This is a genomic window from Streptomyces sp. NPDC002536 (assembly GCF_053594995.1).
This window is the reverse complement of sequence record NZ_JBSFWU010000073.1, coordinates 12,996-29,115: the sequence shown is the minus strand read 5'-3', so window position 1 is coordinate 29,115 and position 16,120 is coordinate 12,996. Positions and strand designations below refer to the sequence as shown.

At 72.4% G+C, this 16,120-nt stretch carries 16 protein-coding genes; 6 read left to right on the top strand and 10 right to left on the bottom strand.

Annotated elements, in window-relative coordinates; all coding sequences use genetic code 11:
- Window positions 1–7 precede the first annotated feature (7 nt).
- Window positions 8–1,021, top strand: coding sequence for a small ribosomal subunit Rsm22 family protein (locus ACWD4B_RS24300; RefSeq protein WP_451422727.1), 1,014 nt, complete (start codon window positions 8–10; stop codon window positions 1,019–1,021).
- On the opposite strand, the gene ddaH is transcribed toward ACWD4B_RS24300, so the two are convergent.
- Entirely contained in the window at window positions 958–1,839 is an 882-nt protein-coding gene (gene ddaH / locus ACWD4B_RS24295) for a dimethylargininase (protein WP_451422726.1), read from the bottom strand. The genes ACWD4B_RS24300 and ddaH overlap by 64 nt on opposite strands.
- Window positions 1,840–2,019: 180 nt before the next feature.
- On the opposite strand from ddaH, the gene ACWD4B_RS24290 reads away from it, so the two are divergent.
- Both ACWD4B_RS24290 and ACWD4B_RS24285 read left to right on the top strand, forming a co-directional pair.
- A complete protein-coding gene (locus ACWD4B_RS24290) occupies window positions 2,020–2,613 on the top strand; it encodes a TetR/AcrR family transcriptional regulator (protein WP_451422725.1) in 594 nt (197 codons plus the stop codon).
- Between the two features lie 202 nt (window positions 2,614–2,815).
- Window positions 2,816–3,538, top strand: coding sequence for a bifunctional DNA primase/polymerase (locus ACWD4B_RS24285; RefSeq protein ID WP_451422724.1), 723 nt, complete (start codon window positions 2,816–2,818; stop codon window positions 3,536–3,538).
- Between the two features lie 127 nt (window positions 3,539–3,665).
- On the opposite strand, the gene ACWD4B_RS24280 is transcribed toward ACWD4B_RS24285, so the two are convergent.
- From ACWD4B_RS24280 to ACWD4B_RS24250, 7 genes are all read right to left on the bottom strand, one after another.
- Window positions 3,666–4,637, bottom strand: coding sequence for a hypothetical protein (locus ACWD4B_RS24280; RefSeq protein WP_451422723.1), 972 nt, complete (start codon window positions 4,635–4,637; stop codon window positions 3,666–3,668).
- 53 nt (window positions 4,638–4,690) lie between these two features.
- Window positions 4,691–5,575, bottom strand: a complete 885-nt coding sequence (gene efeU, locus ACWD4B_RS24275) for an iron uptake transporter permease EfeU (RefSeq protein WP_451422722.1) — start codon at window positions 5,573–5,575, stop codon at window positions 4,691–4,693.
- A gap of 49 nt (window positions 5,576–5,624) precedes the next feature.
- Window positions 5,625–6,875 (bottom strand): iron uptake transporter deferrochelatase/peroxidase subunit, encoded by a 1,251-nt coding sequence (gene efeB / locus ACWD4B_RS24270; protein ID WP_451422721.1) that lies wholly within the window; start codon window positions 6,873–6,875, stop codon window positions 5,625–5,627.
- A 13-nt stretch (window positions 6,876–6,888) separates the two neighbouring features.
- Window positions 6,889–8,028 carry an iron uptake system protein EfeO gene (gene efeO / locus ACWD4B_RS24265; RefSeq protein WP_451422720.1) on the bottom strand — a complete coding sequence of 380 codons (1,140 nt, stop codon included), beginning with the start codon at window positions 8,026–8,028 and terminating at the stop codon, window positions 6,889–6,891.
- 108 nt (window positions 8,029–8,136) lie between these two features.
- Entirely contained in the window at window positions 8,137–8,919 is a 783-nt protein-coding gene (locus tag ACWD4B_RS24260; protein WP_451422719.1) for a heme ABC transporter ATP-binding protein, read from the bottom strand.
- Window positions 8,920–9,108: 189 nt separating this feature from the next.
- Window positions 9,109–10,182 carry a FecCD family ABC transporter permease gene (locus ACWD4B_RS24255; RefSeq protein ID WP_451422718.1) on the bottom strand — a complete coding sequence of 358 codons (1,074 nt, stop codon included), beginning with the start codon at window positions 10,180–10,182 and terminating at the stop codon, window positions 9,109–9,111.
- Complete coding sequence (locus tag ACWD4B_RS24250) at window positions 10,133–11,179, bottom strand: heme/hemin ABC transporter substrate-binding protein (RefSeq protein ID WP_451422717.1); 1,047 nt, start codon at window positions 11,177–11,179, stop codon at window positions 10,133–10,135. Before ACWD4B_RS24250 ends, ACWD4B_RS24255 begins: the two co-directional genes overlap by 50 nt.
- 106 nt (window positions 11,180–11,285) lie before the next feature.
- On the opposite strand from ACWD4B_RS24250, the gene ACWD4B_RS24245 reads away from it, so the two are divergent.
- Window positions 11,286–12,593: an HtaA domain-containing protein gene (locus ACWD4B_RS24245; RefSeq protein WP_451422716.1), complete on the top strand. Its 1,308-nt coding sequence runs from the start codon at window positions 11,286–11,288 to the stop codon at window positions 12,591–12,593.
- Window positions 12,590–13,999, top strand: coding sequence for an HtaA domain-containing protein (locus tag ACWD4B_RS24240; protein ID WP_451422715.1), 1,410 nt, complete (start codon window positions 12,590–12,592; stop codon window positions 13,997–13,999). The genes ACWD4B_RS24245 and ACWD4B_RS24240 overlap by 4 nt, the downstream gene beginning before the upstream one ends.
- Before the next feature lie 139 nt (window positions 14,000–14,138).
- Here ACWD4B_RS24240 and ACWD4B_RS24235 read toward each other — a convergent pair whose 3' ends face one another.
- The gene (locus tag ACWD4B_RS24235) at window positions 14,139–14,789 is read right to left on the bottom strand and encodes a biliverdin-producing heme oxygenase (RefSeq protein ID WP_451422714.1); all 651 of its coding nucleotides are present in this window, start codon (window positions 14,787–14,789) and stop codon (window positions 14,139–14,141) included.
- A gap of 123 nt (window positions 14,790–14,912) precedes the next feature.
- Entirely contained in the window at window positions 14,913–15,770 is an 858-nt protein-coding gene (map, locus tag ACWD4B_RS24230) for a type I methionyl aminopeptidase (RefSeq protein ID WP_451422713.1), read from the bottom strand.
- Between the two features lie 57 nt (window positions 15,771–15,827).
- Here map and ACWD4B_RS24225 point away from each other — a divergent pair, with 57 nt between their 5' ends.
- Entirely contained in the window at window positions 15,828–16,058 is a 231-nt protein-coding gene (locus tag ACWD4B_RS24225) for a hypothetical protein (protein WP_451422712.1), read from the top strand.
- Window positions 16,059–16,120 lie beyond the last annotated feature (62 nt).

The following is a 16,120-nucleotide window of genomic DNA, read 5'->3' as shown; positions in this document are numbered from 1 at the left end:
GCGGTAAATGCACGCCCCCGCACCTGCGCCGACCGGCGAGACCCTGCGCGCCGCCCTCGCCGGCCTCCTCGACGGGCTGCCGCCCAGGCAGGCCGCCCAGGCCGTCGAGCGGCTGATCGCCAACTACCGGGGGCGCACCCCCACCCACACCCCGGTGCTGCGCGACCGGTCCGACGTCGCCGCGTACGCGGCCTACCGGATGCCCGCCACCTTCGAGGCCGTGTGCGCGGCCCTGGAGGCCTTCCGGGACCGCCTGCCGGACTTCGTCCCCGTCTCGCACGTGGACGTCGGCGGCGGAACCGGCGCCGCCACCTGGGCCGTCGCGGCGGCCTGGCCCGAGGGTGCGCACCGCACCACGGTCCTGGACTGGGCCGAGCCGGCCCTGGCGCTGGGCGCCGAACTCGCGGGCGGCGCCGCCTCCGAGGCCCTGCGCACCGCGCAGTGGAAGCGGCAGGCGATCGACGCCTCGCTCGCCCTCCCCGACGCCGACCTGGTCACCGTCTCCTACGTGCTCGGCGAACTCACCGAGGACGGGCGGCGCGCGGTGACCGAGGAGGCGGCCCGGGCCGCCTCGGCCGTCGTCATGATCGAACCGGGCACCCCGGACGGCTACTTGCGGATCATCGAGGCCCGCGACCGGCTGATCGCCGCGGGCTTCCGGGTGGTCGCCCCCTGCCCGCACAGCGCGGCCTGCCCCATCGAGCGGGGCACCGACTGGTGCCACTTCTCCGCCCGCGTGAGCCGTTCCTCGCTGCACCGGCAGGTCAAGGGCGGTTCGCTGGCGTACGAGGACGAGAAGTTCTCGTACGTGGCCGCCGTCCGCACCGGCGAGGTGCCGGACGCCCCGGCCCGGGTGGTGCGCAGGCCGCAGATCCGCAAGGGCCAGGTCCTCCTGGAGCTGTGCACGCCGGAGGAGGGCCTGACCCGCGAGACCGTGACCAAGCGCCACGGCCCCCTCTACAGGGCCGCCCGCGACATCGACTGGGGCGACAGCTGGCCGCCGCCGACGGACGAGGCCTGACGCAGCTCCTGCGTGCAGCACTTGACGCTGCCGCCGCCCTTGAGCAGCTCGCCCAGGTCGATCCCGATCGGTTCGTAGCCTCTCTCCCGCAGCGGTCCGAACAGGCCCACCGCCGCCTGCGGGAGCAGCACGTGGCGCCCGTCGGAGACAGCGTTCAGGCCGAGGGCCGCGGCGTCCTCCTCGGCGGCGATCAGCGCGTCGGGGAACAGCCGCCGCAGCACGGCCCGGCTGCCCGCCGAGAAGGCGCCGGGGTAGTACATGACCTCGTCGCCCTCCTCGTCCAGGACGCACAGCGCCGTGTCCAGGTGGTAGTAGCGGGGGTCGACGAGGTCGAGCCCGACGACCGGGCGGCCGAAGAACTCCTGGGCCTCGGCGTGCGAGAGCGGGCTGCTGCGGAAGCCCCGCCCGGCCAGCAGCCAGGAGGCGGTGACGGCGAAGTCGCCCTCGCCCTCGTTGATGTGCGCCGGTTCGCGCACCTCGGCGTAACCGTGCGTGCGGAACCACTCCAGGTGCACCTCCGCCTCGGCCCAGCGCTCGGGGTGGGCGAAGCGGGCGCCCAGCACCCGGCCGTCGACGACCGTGGCGCCGTTGGCCGCGTAGACCATGTCGGGCAGGCCGGGGCGGGGGGCGAGCTCCTCGACGGTGTGGCCGAGGGCGCGGTAGCGGTCGCGGAGGTCTTCCCACTGGGCGAGCGCGAGCGGCAGATCGACCGGTTTGCCCGGGTCCATCCACGGGTTGATCGAGTACGTCACCCGGAAGTGCACCGGCGGGCACATCAGATAGCGACGCGGGGTGAAAGCACGCTGAGTCGTACGCAAGTCGCGCTCCTCACAGTGGGGTTGGGCACGTGCGAGAGCTCGCACGTGCCCAAATGGTCCACGTTCGGCGACCTGTGCGCATGAACCGTACGGGTGGTTTACCGGTGGCTCTCCCGTGCCTTTTTCCGCGCTCGGGAAGGCGATACGGTCCGTCTCACCGGCTCGCTACACTCGCACGTCATGACCGCCAAGACGCCGGACTCCACGCGCCGCAGCGAGCGTTCCCGCCGCGCGATCCTCGACGCCGCCCTCGAGCTGGTCGGCGAGAGCGGATACCAGCGCCTCACCATCGAGGCCATCGCCGCCCGCGCGGGCGTCGGCAAGCAGACGATCTACCGCTGGTGGCCCTCGAAGGCGGCCGTCCTCTTCGAGGCCTGCCTGCCCGAGGGCACCGACGCGGAGAGCGTGGAACTGCCGGACACCGGCGACCTCGAAGCCGACCTGAAGACCGTCCTGCGGGCCACGGTGGACGAGCTCAACGACCCGCGCCTGGACGCCCCCACCCGCGCGCTGACCGCCGAGTCGCAGAACGACCGGCAGCTGGCCGCGGCGCTCACCGAGAAGGTCCTCGAACCCCAGCTCCAGGCCTACGTGCGCCGGTTCCGCACGGCACAGCAGGCCGGGCGGATCGACGCCCGCGTCGATCCGCGCATCGCCGTCGAGCTCCTGGTGGGCCCGCTCTTCCACCGCTGGCAGACCCGCACTCTCCCGCTTACCCACGAGTACGCGGACGCCGTCGTCGAGCTTGCCCTGCGCGGCCTCGCCCCGCGTTGAGCCCGCAGCCCGTGCGCTTCGCCCCGGACCCCGGGGTGGTTCGTCGACTGCAGGCCGACGGTGGCTGATCGCGCAGTTCCTCGCGCCCCTTACGGGGCGCCCCCGCGGCCGGTCTCACACCCCCCGGATGCGTCCGGCGGTCACACCGGGCGCAGGATGGTGGCAGCATTGACCGGAGACCGCGGTCGAAGTGAGGGGATAGATGGAACGCAAGAGCAGATTCTCCCAGTGGCTGCGCCGCCCCAGGAGCGGAGCGGGCGGCGATACGGGCACGGGGGCGGCGCCGGCCGCCCGTGAGGAGCTGCTCCTGGCCGCGGCCGCCGCCGGCTTCCCCCTGGCCCCGGCCGCGCACCCCTCGGGCTACGGCTGTTCCTGCGAGCGCATCGGCTGTCCCACCCCCGGCCGGCATCCCGTCTCCTTCGCCTGGCAGACCCTCGCCACCACGGACGCCGAGAAGGTGACCAAGTGGCTCCGCTCCCAGCCGGAGGCCAACTTCGTCACCGCGACGGGCATCGCCCACGACGTCCTCGACGTGCCCGCCGAGGCGGGCCGCCAGGCCCTGGACCGGCTGCTCGCGGCCGGCATCGAGGTCGGCCCCGTGGCCACCGTCGACCCCGACCGCATGCTTTTCTTCACCGCCACCCGCGGCACCCCGGACGACGAGGACGAGTGGTGGCCCTGCGAGCTGGACTGCCACCCCGAGACGATGGACGAGCACCCCGGCCTGCGCTGGCACTGCCGCGGCAGCTACGTCCTGCTCCCGCCCTCGCAGCTGCCGGGCGACGGCCGGGTGCAGTGGCTGCACGGCGCCGAGCGTCCGCTGCCGGATCCGCTGACGCTGCTGGAGACCCTGACCGACGCCTGCGCCCAGTACGCGGACGGCCGTTCGGATCACGAGCACGCCGCTTGGCCTATCGGCCACTGAGGACCGCGCGCCGGGCGCCCCGTAGGGGCGCGGGGCTTCGCCCCGGACCCCTGGGGTAGTGCGTCGGCTGCAGGCCGGTGGGGGCTGGTCGCGCAGTTCCCCGCGCCCCTTACGGGGCGCCCACGCCCTACTCGCCCTTCGCCGCGGTCAGTGACTCGATCCGGTTGAGGAAGACGGCCCGGCCGCTCGCGGGCACCTGCACCGCCGACTCCGAGACCCGCGTGAACGTCACCGCGGTCTTCAGCTCGCCCGTCAGCAGCGCCTTCGTGCGCGCGTCGGAGACGGTGGGGGTCACGCCCTGCGCCATGGTGCGCTTCTCCCGGTGGTGCGCGGTGACGAACACCAGCGCGCCGCCGTCCTTGGTGCGCAGGGCCGGGGACGGGAAGCCGGGGGCCTCGTCGGGCGTGTCGATGAACTCGGTCCAGAAGTTGGGGGTACGGGCCAGCGGCGCGCGGTCCGCGCGCAGCCCCGAGGTGGCCGGGCCGTCGGCGAGGACCGAGCCCGTGCCGGTGCGCAGGTAGTCCGCGTACGCCCTGCTCAGCGCGCCGGGGGCGGCGGCGAGCCCGTCCGTGTCGCGGGTCGGCACGGCCTGCGCGTATCCGTCGGCGTCCGTCGCGAAGGCCGGCACCTTGCCGTCGGCGAGCAGCGACAGGTACGCCGCCTTCCACGGCTTTCCGGCACCGGACCGGGTGAAGACCACCAGCCAGCGGTTGCCGTCGCGGTTGCTGTGGGTGTCGGCGACGAAGAATTTCGGCCAGCCGGCCATCTTGGGGATCGTGAAACGGGCGTCGTCGAGGACGAGCGCCGGGTAGCCCGGGTTGCCGCCGGGCGTCGCCGCCCGCTGGACGGCCAGGTCGGCCCGGCCTATCTCGGCCAGCGCACCGGTCTCGACCCGGTCCACGAGGGCCGGGTCGAGTCTGCGGTACGCGTCGGTGTAGCCGTCGGTGAAGTGCTTGAGGACCTCGGCGGCCTCAGCCTTGGACGCCGCCGGGATGACCGCCCGTTCGCCGTGCACCGTCATGCACCCGGTCGCTGTCGTCGCGAGCACCGTCAGCGACAGCAGGGCTCCGAACACCCGACGTGGCGGCCGGCGTCTCATGGTGCGTGGACTCCTCGGTTGCGGCAGGGGACGGCTGCGCAACCTTACCCACGTCACCCTTGCGCTGACGTTTCGGGGAGGTCCTTCTGGCCCGTGGTTCCGGCCGGGGGTCCGGGGGTTGCCCCCCGGGAAAGCACAGCAGCCCGCGAGGGCATGAAGAACACCACGAGGGTCGGCACCAGATACAGCGCCCACACCGCGACCTGCAGCCAGGTCGGGTCGGGCTGGAAGTTGAAGACGCCCTTCAGCAGCGTGCCGTACCAGCTGTCGGCGGGCACCTGCTCGCTGACGTCGAAGGCCCTGTTGCCCAGGCCCGGCAGGATGCCGGCCTCCTGCAGGTCGTGGAAGCCGTAGGCGAGCACGCCCGCGGCGACCACGACGAGCATCCCGCCGGTCCAGGTGAAGAACTTCGCCAGGTTGATCTTCAGTGCACCGCGGTAGAACAGCCAGCCCAGCACCACGGCCGTCAGCAGCCCCAACAGGGCGCCGACGAGCGGCCGTACACCGTCGTCCGTGGCCTGCACGGCCGTCCAGATGAACAGCGCCGTCTCCAGGCCCTCCCGGCCGACGGCGAGGAAGGCCGTGACGACGAGCGCGGTGGTGCCCATCGCCAGCGCCGCGTCCAGCTTGCCGTGCAGCTCCTTCTTCAGGTGCCGCGCGGTGCGCCGCATCCAGAAGACCATCCACGTCACCAGGCCGACCGCGACGACGGACAGCGAGCCGCCGAGCGCCTCCTGCGCCTCGAACGTCATGGTCTGCGAGCCGTACTGGAGCACCGCGCCGAAGCCCATGCTGAGCAGCACCGCGGCGGCGATGCCGGTCCAGACCGGCGTCAGGGCGTCCTTCCGCCCGGTCTTGACCAGGTAGGCGACGAGGATGCAGACGACCAGGCTGGCCTCCAGGCCCTCGCGCAGGCCGATCAGGTAGTTGCCGAACACGCGGCGTCCCCTTCCGTGCAGTTGCCGTCTGTGCAGTTGCCGTCGTCGGTCACGCGAACAGGGCCCGGCCCCACCAGTCGTCCTTGTCCCGGACGCCCGGCGGGACGGCGAAGACCGCCGAACCCACGTGCTGGATGTACTCGTTGAGGGCGTCCTTCGCCGCGAGCCGGCGCTGCAGCGGAACGAAGCCGTCCCGGACGTCGCGCTGGTACGCGATGAAGAACAGGCCCGCGTCCAGGCGGCCCAGGCCGTCCGTGCCGTCGGTGAAGGAGTAGCCGCGGCGCAGGATGGTCACGCCGTTGTTGCTGTCCGGGTGGGCCAGCCGCACGTGCGCGTTGTCCTTCATGGCCCTGAGGTCGGGCTCGTCGTGCTCGCGCTGCTTCCCCTGCGGGGCGCCCTCGGCCTTGGTGCGGCCGAAGGTGTCCTCCTGGTCCTTCAGCGAGGCGCGGTCCCAGGTCTCGACGTGCATCCGGATGCGGCGCGCGACGAGGTAGGAGCCGCCGGCCAGCCAGTCCGGGCCGTCCTTCCCGCTCACCCACACGTGCTTGTCCAGGCGCGCGGTCTCGGTGCCGGCGATGTTCCGGGTGCCGTCCTTGAACCCCATCATGTTGCGCGGGGTCTGGGCGTCCGGCGTCGTCGAGGACGTCTTGCCGAAGCCCAGCTGGGACCAGCGGATGGCGACGCGGCCCATGCCGATGCGGGCCAGGTTGCGGATCGCGTGCACCGCGACCTGCGGGTCGTCCGCGCAGGCCTGGACGCACAGGTCGCCGCCGCTGCGGGCCGGGTCGAGGTTGTCGCCGGGGAAGGCGGGCAGGTCGATCAGGGCCTGCGGACGGCGGGACTTGAGCCCGAAGCGGTCCTTGCCGTCCTTCTCGAACAGGCCCGGGCCCACACCGAAGGTCAGCGTCAGCCGGGAGGGCTTGAGGCCGAGGGCCTCGCCGGTGTCGTCCGGCGGCAGCTCCTCGTTCTCGCTGATCGCCCCGTCCCCGACCTCGCGCCCCGCGGTCATTGCCGCGGCCGCGGCCGTCCACTCCTTCAACAGGGCGACGAGCGCGCCCCGGTCGGTGGTGGTCACGTCGAAGGCCGCGAAGTGCAGCCGGTCCTGGACGGGCGTGGCGATGCCGGCCTGGTGGGCGCCGTGGAACGGCACGGCGTCACCGGCGGACGCGGCGGGCTGCGAACCGTCGCCGAGCCGCAGGGCGGCGGCAGTGCCGCCCGCGGCGGCCGCGCCGAGGGCGAGGCCGGCGCCGCCCCAGCCGAGCAGGGCGCGGCGGGAGGGGGAAACAGTCTTGTCGGTCATGGTGTCCCCGGCCCTACTTCGCGACGGCCGCGGCGAGCTTGGACAGCGGCTCGGACAGGGCGTTGACCACGTCCGAGAGCTTCTTGCGGTCGTCCTGGCCGACGGTGTCGTAGGACTTGAAGCCATCGCCCTCGCGGTAGCCGTCGAGCGCCTTCTTCACGGCGTCGAACTGCTTGTCCAACTCCTGCACGAGCGCGGCATCGTGCTGGGCGGCGACGGGCTTGAGGAGCCCGTAGGCCTTCTCGGCGCCCTCCACGTTGGCCTCGAAGTCGTCGAGGTCGGTGTGGCTGTAGCGCTCCTCCTCGCCGGTGATCTTGTTCCGGTAGACCTCGTCGAGGAGTTCCTTGGCGCCGTTGGCCATGCCGGTCGGGGTGAGCTCGGCGGTGCCGACGCGCTTGCGCCAGTCCTCAAGGTCCTTCATCAGCTGGTCGGCGAGGGCCTTGTCGTCGTCAGTGATCTTCTTGTCCTGCCAGAGGGACTTCTCCAGCCGGTGCCAGCCGGTCCACTTCTGGTCCTTCTCCAGGCCGTCCTCGCGGACGTCGACCTTGGGGTCGATGTCGCCGAAGGACTCGGCGACGGGCTCGGTGCGCTCCCAGCCGGTGCGGGAGGGCGCGTAGGCCTTCTGCGCCGCGTCGAGGTCGCCGCTCTTGACGGCGTCGGCGAACTTCTGCGCCGCCGCGACGCTCTCGTCGGCCTGCTCCTGCACGTAACGGCGGTATTCGGCCACCGCCTTGTCCAGCTCCGGGTTGCTCTTCTGCTGCGCGCCGCCGCCGGTCACGGTGATCTTCTGGCGGATGCCGTCGCCCTTCATACCGGGCTTGCAGGCGATCTCGTACGAACCGGCCTTGATCGTCGCGGTGATGTCGGCCTTGGTGCCCGGGCCTATGTTCTCGCGCTCGGTGACGATCCGGTCGTCCGGCGCGTAGACGTAGACCTCGGTGACCTTGGAGCCCTTGTTCTCGACGGCGAGCGTGACGTGCCCGGCCGGGAACGAGGTCTTCGAGACCTCGCACTTGTCGTCGGTGGCGGTGACCTTCACGGCCGCTGTGTTCTTGCCGTTCTTGCCCTCCGACTTCTGGGCGCAACCGGACACGGCTGTCAGGGCCGCGAGGGCCGCGACGGCGGCGGCTGCGGAGGAGCGGAGGGCTCGCATGCGAAGGACTCCAGGCATGGTCGAAGGGGACGGATGGCCTTATTTAGGCCGCCCTAACTTATCTGAGGCTTGCCTTTCTCTTTACCGCGGGATGGTGTGACGCTGGTCTCATGTGGCCGGATTTCGCTGTGGGCGTTGCGGCACCACCAACGGGCCCGCGGCGCCCGGAAGATCGACGACGTCGACCGGCTGCCCGTAGACCCGGCTCAGGAGGACGGGCTCGAAGACCTCGGAAGGCGGCCCGTCGGCCACGATCCGGCCGGCCTGGAGCACGGCCACGCGGTCGGCGTAGGCGCCCGCGAGACCGAGGTCGTGCAGCACGACGGCCACGGCGTCCCCGGCCGCGGCGCGTTCGCGGCAGACGCGCAGGACAAGTTCCTGGTGCCGGAGGTCGAGCGCGGCGGTCGGTTCGTCGAGCAGCACGAGCGGGGTGCGCTGCGCGAGCACGCGGGCCAGGGCGACGCGGGCCCGTTCACCGCCGGAGAGCGCGGTGAACGGGCGGGACGCGAAGGTCGTGACCTCGGTGGCGGTCATGGCGGCCGCCACCGCCTCGTCGTCCTCGGCCGCGGCGGGGGTACGGGCCCAGGGGGCCCGGCCCATGCGGATGATGTCCGCGACGGCGAAGGGGAACGAGAGCGTGGTGTCCTGCGGCAACACGGCGCGGTGCCGGGCGAGTTCGCGGGGCGGCCAGGCGCCGGCCGGGCGGTCGGCGATGCGGACCTCGCCGGAGGCGGCGGGCAGGTCGCCCGCGAGGGCGGCGAGGAGGGTCGATTTTCCGGCGCCGTTGGGGCCGACGAGGGCCGTCACCTCGCCGGGGGCGAGGGTGAGGTCGATGTCGGCGAGGACGGTGCGTCCGCTGCGGCGGACGGTGAGGTTGCGTGCTTCGAGCATGTGGGGTGATCTCCTGGTAGGGGCTGCGCCCCGTAAGGGGCGCGGGGCTGTTTACATATGCGGCTCCGCCGCGTGGGCGCGACCAACCACGACGTGCGCGCGGTCGAAGTCCCGGGGGCTGTGCGTCGGCTGCAGGCCGTCGGTGGCTGGTCGCGCAGTTCCCCGCGCCCCTTACGGGGCGGGGCACCCTCACCCCCAACCCCCCTGCCTCCGCCGCGTCCTCCTCAACAGCCAGAAGAAGAACGGGCTCCCGAACAACGCCGTCAGCACCCCGAGCGGCAGCTCCGCCGGTGCCGTCACCGTCCGGGCCGCCAGATCCGCGCCCACCAGCACCAGGGCACCGGCAACCGCGCTGCCCGGCACCAGGAACCGGTGCCCCGGCCCCGCTGCCATCCGCAGCAGGTGCGGGACCAGCAGGCCCACGAACGTGACGATCCCCGCCACGGCCACCGCGGCCGCCGTCAGCAGGGCCACCACCAGGATCAGCACCAGCCGCAGCCGCTCCACGTCCACTCCGAGGTGCCGCGCGGGCCGTTCGCCGAGCGCGAGGAGGTCCAATTTCCTCGCGTACCACGGCGCAACGGCCAGCCCGCCCAGGGCACATGGCAGGACGGCCAGCACCTTCGGCCAGGTCGCCTGGGCGAGCGAGCCCAGCTGCCAGAAGGTGATCTGCGTGATCTGCGCGGTGTCCGCGGCGAAGACGCACAGCCCGATGAGCGCGCCCGCGAAGGCGTTCACCGCGATGCCGGTCAGGATCAGCGTCACCACCTCCGTGCGGCCGCCCGAGCGCGACAGCACGTACACCAGCAGCACGGTCCCCAGGCCGGTCGCGAAGGCGCAGGCGGTGACCGTCCAAGTCCCCAGGAACGACAGGCCCAGTGCGATCGAGGCGACCGCCCCGACGGCGGCGCCCGCCGAGATGCCGATGACGCCGGGCTCGGCGAGCGGATTGCCGAACACGCCCTGCATCAGCGCGCCCGCGCACCCCAGCGACGCCCCGACGAGCAGGGCGAGGGCGACGCGCGGAAGCCGTACGTTCCACAGCACGCTCTCGCCGACGCGGTCGAGTGCGGCACCGCCGAGCCCGGCGCGGTGCAGGAGCGAACCGACGACGTCCCCGACGGGGATGTCGTAGGCCCCCAGCCCCGCGGACAGCAGGCACAGCGCGAGCAGCGCGGCCCCCATGACGGCGGCGATCACCGGCCGGGCCACGTCACTTCCCCTTCGCGTGGATCTGCCCGGCCAGCGAAGCGACCACCGCATCCGTCCGCGGGCCGAAGTTCAGCAGGACGCCGTCGTCGACCGAGGCGATACGGCGGTCGAGGCCCGCGGGCGTCTGGCCGACGCCCGGGATCTTCAGCAGGCCGTCGACGCCGCCCACCGAGGCGAGGCCCTTGGTCATCACGAGGATGACGTCGGGCGCCGCCTTGGCCAGGGCCTCGCTGGTGATGGGCGTGAAGTCCCTCGTCAGGCCCGACTCCTTGCCCGCGTCCACACCGCCCGCGGCCTCGACGAGCGAGTCCGCGCCCGAGCCCGGGCCGCCGAGGAGGTAGACGGACGCCGGGCCGCGCAGATAGAGGAAGGCGACCCGCGGCCTGTCCGTGGTACCACTCCCCGGGACGCGTCCGCGCGCCGCCTCGATGCGCTGCTCCGTCCGCTTGCGCAACTGCGCCCCGGCGTCGGGCACTCCGAGCGTGGCCGCCACCTTGTCGATGCGGGTCCCCACGTCGCCGAGCCGCTTCGCCGGGTCGAGGACGACGAGCGGAATCCCGGCGGCCCGGATCTGTTCGACGGCCTCCGCCGGGCCGGTCGTGGTCTCGGCCAGGACGAGCGTGGGCCGGAGGGAGAGCACGCTCTCCGCCGAGACGTCGTGCGCCCGCGTGACGACGGGCAGGTGACGGGCCTGCTCGAAGGTGGCGGTGACGTCCCGGGCCACGGTGTGGCCGCCGAACCCGAGCGTGAAGACGGTCTCGGCGAGCGAGCCGGTCAGCGGCACGATCCGGTCCGTGCTGCGCACGGTGACGTCGCGGCCGTCGGCGGACCGCACGGTCACGGGGAGTTGCGGGTGCGGCGGCGCGTCCGTGAGCGGCTCGACGCGGTCGGCTGCCGCCGTCTGGCGGTGCGGCTCGTCGGCGGACGTGCCGCCTGCCGACGGACCGCAGCCGGTGAGCACGGCGGCGAGGGCGGCGAGGCCCGCGAGGACGCCGAGGAGGCGTGAGGCGTGCGCCAACTGCACGCCCACAGGCCGACGTTGGGACACGTTCCCGCCTTCCGGTACGGATCCTTCCGAATGGAGGGTTCCACTCGGCTGAGCTGTAGCTTAGGTTAGCCTTACCTAAATCGCCACTGCCGAGAGGGGTTCCTCGATGCTGCCGTCCAGACCTGCCCGCGCCCCGGTGGCGGTGTTGCTCGCGGCGCTGGCGCTGGCGACGGTTCTTGCCGGCCCGGCCGCCCGGGCGGAGGGTTCGCCGAACCGTGAGGTGTCGGGGGGCCGCCTGGACTGGGGCATCAAGGCCTCGTTCCAGAGCTACGTCACCGGGCCGATCGCCCAGGGCAGTTGGGACCTGCAGGGCGGCGCGGCAACGGTCGGCGAGAGCCGCTTCCGCTTCCACACGGCCAAGGGCACCTACGCGCCGGACAGCGGCACCTTCGAGGCGGGCTTCTCCGGCGGAGTCCACTTCACCGGCCACCGCAAACCCGACGGCACCCACGAACTCGACCTCACCGTCAGCAGTCCGGCCGTCCGCATCTCCGGCGACAGCGGCACCCTCTACGCCGACGTCACGAGCAAGGCCGTGACGGCCGCCCATGTGCCGTTGGCCGCGCTCGACCTGTCCGGTACGCACCTGCGCGGCGGCGGGACGGCCGTCAGTCTGACGGACGTCCCGGCCAGGCTGACGGCGGAGGGCGCGAAGGCGTTCGCGGGGTACTACGGGGAGGGCACGGCGCTCGACCCGGTGAGCTTCTCCGCCGACATCGCGGAGAAGGGCGCGTCGTCACCGTCCTCTGTGCCGTCCGAAAAACCCGCGGAAAAGGGTGAGTTCACGGGCGCCGCCGTCGACTGGGGCATCCGTCGGACCTTCCGCGAGTACGTCACGGGCCCGGTGGCCCAGGGCTCCTGGACGCCGGCCGACGGCGCTCAGGACGGCGGTGCGCTCTTCCGCTTCCCGCACGGGAAGGGCACGTACACCGCCGGGGGTACGGCCCTCGACGCCGCTTTCGCCGGCACCCTGCGCTTCACGGGCAAGAACCTCGACCTCGCGCTGAGCGCGGTCCGGGTGACGGTGAAGGACGGCAAGGGGACGCTGTCGGCGAGCGGCAGACCGCTGGTCACCTTCGATGCCACCGGCCTGAAGCGGAAGGACGGCCTCGCCGTCCTCACCGAGGCCCCGGCGAAGCTCACCGCCGAAGGGGCCGGGGTGTTCGGCGGGATGTACCGGGAGGGGACGGACATGGATCCGGTCTCGCTCGCGGTGCCGCTGGTGACGGGGGCGCCCCTGCCGCCACTCCCGGACCTGGGCAGCGCGCCTTCGACTCCGTCCCCCTCCCCGTCCCTCTTCCCCGTACTTCCCGTCGCCGCCGCGGGCGCGGGCGTCCTGGCCCTGACAGCCGTGATGTTCGCGGTGCTCCGCAGGCGCAAGTCCACCACCGATCAAGGAGACAACCGACCATGACCGTCACCGCACTTCGCCGCCTCGCCTACGCGGCCGTCGTCTCGCTGGGCGCGATGACGCTGACCGTTCCCGCGGCCCACGCGGGCGAGGGTGCCGCCCCGAAGGGGATGCCGCTGAAGGACGGCACCCTGGAGTGGGGCGTGAAGGAGTCGTTCCGCCAGTACGTCACCGGTCCGATCGGCGGCGGCAGAATCGAGGCCGCCGACGGGGCCCGACAGGCGGACGGCGGCGGTCCGTTCACCTTCACCGGCGGCACGGGCTCGTACGACATGGCGACGCACGCCGTCGCCACCACATTCAAGGGCAGCGTCCGCTTCCTGGGACACCAGAAGGAGGACAAGTCCTGGGAACTCGACATCAAGCTCGCCGATGTGAAGGTGAAGACGCAGGGCACGTCCGGCAGCATCACCGCAGACGTGACGACGGCGGGCGGTGCGACACAGGACGACGTCGCGATCGCCTCGCTCGACCTGTCCGCCGTCCGCCCGGGCGGCGGTGAGGGCGGCGCGATGACCTTCGCGAAGATACCGGCCAAGCTGACGGGGGACGGGGCGAAGGCGTTCAAGGGCTTCTACAAGGAGGGGCAGGAACTGGACGCGGCGACGCTGTCGGTGAAGGCGGGCGGCGGGGACGGCGGCGGGCAGAAGGAGAAGCCGCAGCCGCAGCCGAAGCCGGAATCTCCGGAGCCGAAGGCGAGCGCCGAGCCCGCGAAGGAGAGGAAGGAACCGGCTGCGCCCGCTCTTGGCACCATCGCGGACGGCAATCTCGACTGGGGTGTGAAGAAGTCCTTCCGCGACTACGTCACCGGCCCGGTGGCGGGCGGCAAGGCCGAAGTCTCGGGCGGCGCCGGGCAGTCGGGCGACGGCTACCGCTTCCCGAAGGGCCACGGCTCGTACGATGCGGGCACGGCCGTCCTCGACGCCGCCTTCGACGGCGCCGTCCGCTTCACGGGCCACGAGGGCCAGTTGGACCTGAAGCTCAGCGACCTCAAGGTGAAGGCGAACGGCACGTCCGGCACGTTGTACGCCGACGTCTCGGCGAAGGAGCGGTCGAGCGGGAAGGTCGTCGACACGGACGACATGCCGCTCGCGAAGCTGAAGCTGTCGGCCGACGCACTCAAGGCCAAGGACGGCGTGGTGTCCGTGCCGGCCGCTCCCGCGACGCTGACGGCGCAGGGCGCGAAGGCCTTCGGCGGCATGTACAAGGAGGGCCAGGACCTCGACCCGGTGAACGTGACGGTGTCGGTGGACAAGAACGCGACGCTTCCGGCGGCGACTTCGGGCGCGGCGGAGCTCGCGGAAACGGGTGCCTCGACCGGTCCGCTGCTGGGCGCAGCGGGCGCCCTCGCCCTGGCGGGCGGGGCGGCCGTGTACGCGACGCGGCGCCGGGGAGGTGTACGGGGCTGAGGCTCTGTCCGTGCCCCGTCAGGGGCGCGGGGAACTGCGCGACCAGCCACGACGCGCCCGCAGTCGAAGTCCCGGGCTGGCGTGTCGGCCGCAGGCCGTCGGTGGCCGATCGCGCAGTTCCCCGCGCCCCTTCGGGGCGCTACGCGCTCAAGGGGAACTCCCGCCCCAACGCCTGGAACACGGCAGTGTTTAGCGCGAAAGCGCGCCGGCACTCCTCCACCACCCGCTGCTTCTCCAGCTCGTCCACCGGCAGCGCATCCAGCAGTTCGCGGTACTCCCGCTTGAACGCCGCAGGGTTGCCGATCCCGTCGAAGACGTAGAAGCGCACCCCGTCCCCCTTGCGCGCGAAGCCCCACGTCTTCTCCGCCGTGCCGCGGATGATCTGGCCGCCGGAGAGGTCGCCGAGGTAGCGCGTGTAGTGGTGGGCCACGTAGCCCGCGGGCCAGGTGCGGGCGCATTCCTCGATGCGGGCCGCGTACGCCGCCGTGGCGGGCAGCGGCTGCAGGCCCGTCCGCCAGTCCGGGCCGCCCAAGTGGGTCAGATCGCGCTCCAATTGGGCGGTGCGGGCGAGCTCCGGGCGGATGAACGGGCCGGCCACCGGGTCGGCCGCGAGGGCCGCGGACGCGGACTCCAGGGCGCGGTAGACGAACCAGAGCTGCTCGGTGTAGCGGCGGTAGGCCTCCACCCCCAGCCGGCCGCCGAGCATGTCGCTCATGAAGGAGGAGTTCTCGGCCTCCGTGTGCTGCTCGTGGGAGGCGGTGCGGATGACGGTGGAGAACGGGGCGTCCAAGACGGACCTCCGGTGACGGGGGTGCGGGAAGGCCGATTCTTCCTACTTAGGCTTACCTAAGTCAATGTGTTCCCGACGTGCTGTCGGTAAAACCCTATCGGCCGCCCCGCCGCTCCGCAGGAGTTACGGCAGCGTCAGAATCTCCGCACCCGTCTCCGTGACCACCAGCGTGTGCTCGAACTGTGCCGTCCGCTTGCGGTCCTTGGTGACGACCGTCCAGCCGTCCTCCCAAAGGTCGTAGTCGTACGTCCCCAGCGTCAGCATCGGCTCGATGGTGAACGTCATGCCCGGCTGGATGAGGGTGTCGTGGTGCGGGCTGTCGTAGTGCGGGACGATCAGGCCGGAGTGGAAGGACGAGTTGATGCCGTGACCGGTGAAGTCGCGGACGACGCCGTAGCCGAAGCGCTTGGCGTACGACTCGATGACCCGGCCGATGATGTTGATCCGGCGCCCGGGCTTGACCGCCTTGATCGCCCGGTTCAGCGCCTCGCGCGTGCGCTCGACCAGCAGACGGGACTCCTCGTCCACGTCGCCGCACAGGTATGTGGCGTTGTTGTCGCCGTGCACGCCGCCGATGAAGGCCGTCACGTCGAGGTTGACGATGTCGCCGTCGCGCAGCACGGTCGAGTCGGGGATTCCGTGACAGATCACTTCGTTGATCGACGCGCACAGCGACTTGGGGAAGCCGCGGTAGCCGAGCGTCGAGGGGTACGCGCCGTGGTCGCACATGAACTCGTGCGCGACCCGGTCCAGCTCGTCCGTGGTCACGCCGGGGGCGATGTGCTTGGCCGCCTCCTCCATCGCCTGTGCGGCGATGCGGCCGGCGATGCGCATCCGCTCGATCGTGTCGGCGTCCTGCACCTCGGGGCCGGTGTACGGCGTCGGGGCGTCCTTGCCCACGTACTCGGGACGCGGGATCGAGGAGGGGACGGAGCGGGTGGGGGAGAGTCTCCCCGGGACAAGAAGTGACTGGCCAGACATGTCTGCGAGTGTAGTCACGGCCCGTCGGGGAGCATGAGCGGAGAGAGGAGACCCGTGATGGCACTGTTCAAGAGGCGTACGGCCGGCAAGCCGGGCGAGTACTACTACTGCCTGAAGCACGGCACGGTGGAGGAGGGCCCGGAGTGCCGGGCCGCCGACCGCTTTGGTCCTTACGGGACGCGGGAGGAGGCCGCCCATGCCATGGAGACCGCTCGCGAGCGGAACGAGGAGTGGCGGGAGGACCCGCGGTGGCGGGACGAACCGGGCGACGGGGGCGGCGCCCCATAAGGGGCGCGGGGAACTGCGCGAGCAAGCACAGCGAACCCGCCAGCCGACGACGGCGGGCCCGG

Bases quoted from the DNA above. Each gene is read 5' to 3' on its own strand.
- ACWD4B_RS24300 (WP_451422727.1), top strand. From the start codon at position 8: ATGCACGCCCCCGCACCTGCGCCGACCGGCGAGACCCTGCGCGCCGCC.
- ACWD4B_RS24290 (WP_451422725.1), top strand. From the start codon at position 2,020: ATGACCGCCAAGACGCCGGACTCCACGCGCCGCAGCGAGCGTTCCCGC.
- ACWD4B_RS24285 (WP_451422724.1), top strand. From the start codon at position 2,816: ATGGAACGCAAGAGCAGATTCTCCCAGTGGCTGCGCCGCCCCAGGAGC.
- ACWD4B_RS24280 (WP_451422723.1), bottom strand. From the start codon at position 4,637: ATGAGACGCCGGCCGCCACGTCGGGTGTTCGGAGCCCTGCTGTCGCTG.
- efeB (WP_451422721.1), bottom strand. From the start codon at position 6,875: ATGACCGACAAGACTGTTTCCCCCTCCCGCCGCGCCCTGCTCGGCTGG.
- efeO (WP_451422720.1), bottom strand. From the start codon at position 8,028: ATGCGAGCCCTCCGCTCCTCCGCAGCCGCCGCCGTCGCGGCCCTCGCG.
- ACWD4B_RS24260 (WP_451422719.1), bottom strand. From the start codon at position 8,919: ATGCTCGAAGCACGCAACCTCACCGTCCGCCGCAGCGGACGCACCGTC.
- ACWD4B_RS24255 (WP_451422718.1), bottom strand. From the start codon at position 10,182: ATGCGGTGGTCGCTTCGCTGGCCGGGCAGATCCACGCGAAGGGGAAGT.
- ACWD4B_RS24245 (WP_451422716.1), top strand. From the start codon at position 11,286: ATGCTGCCGTCCAGACCTGCCCGCGCCCCGGTGGCGGTGTTGCTCGCG.
- ACWD4B_RS24240 (WP_451422715.1), top strand. From the start codon at position 12,590: ATGACCGTCACCGCACTTCGCCGCCTCGCCTACGCGGCCGTCGTCTCG.
- map (WP_451422713.1), bottom strand. From the start codon at position 15,770: ATGTCTGGCCAGTCACTTCTTGTCCCGGGGAGACTCTCCCCCACCCGC.
- ACWD4B_RS24225 (WP_451422712.1), top strand. From the start codon at position 15,828: ATGGCACTGTTCAAGAGGCGTACGGCCGGCAAGCCGGGCGAGTACTAC.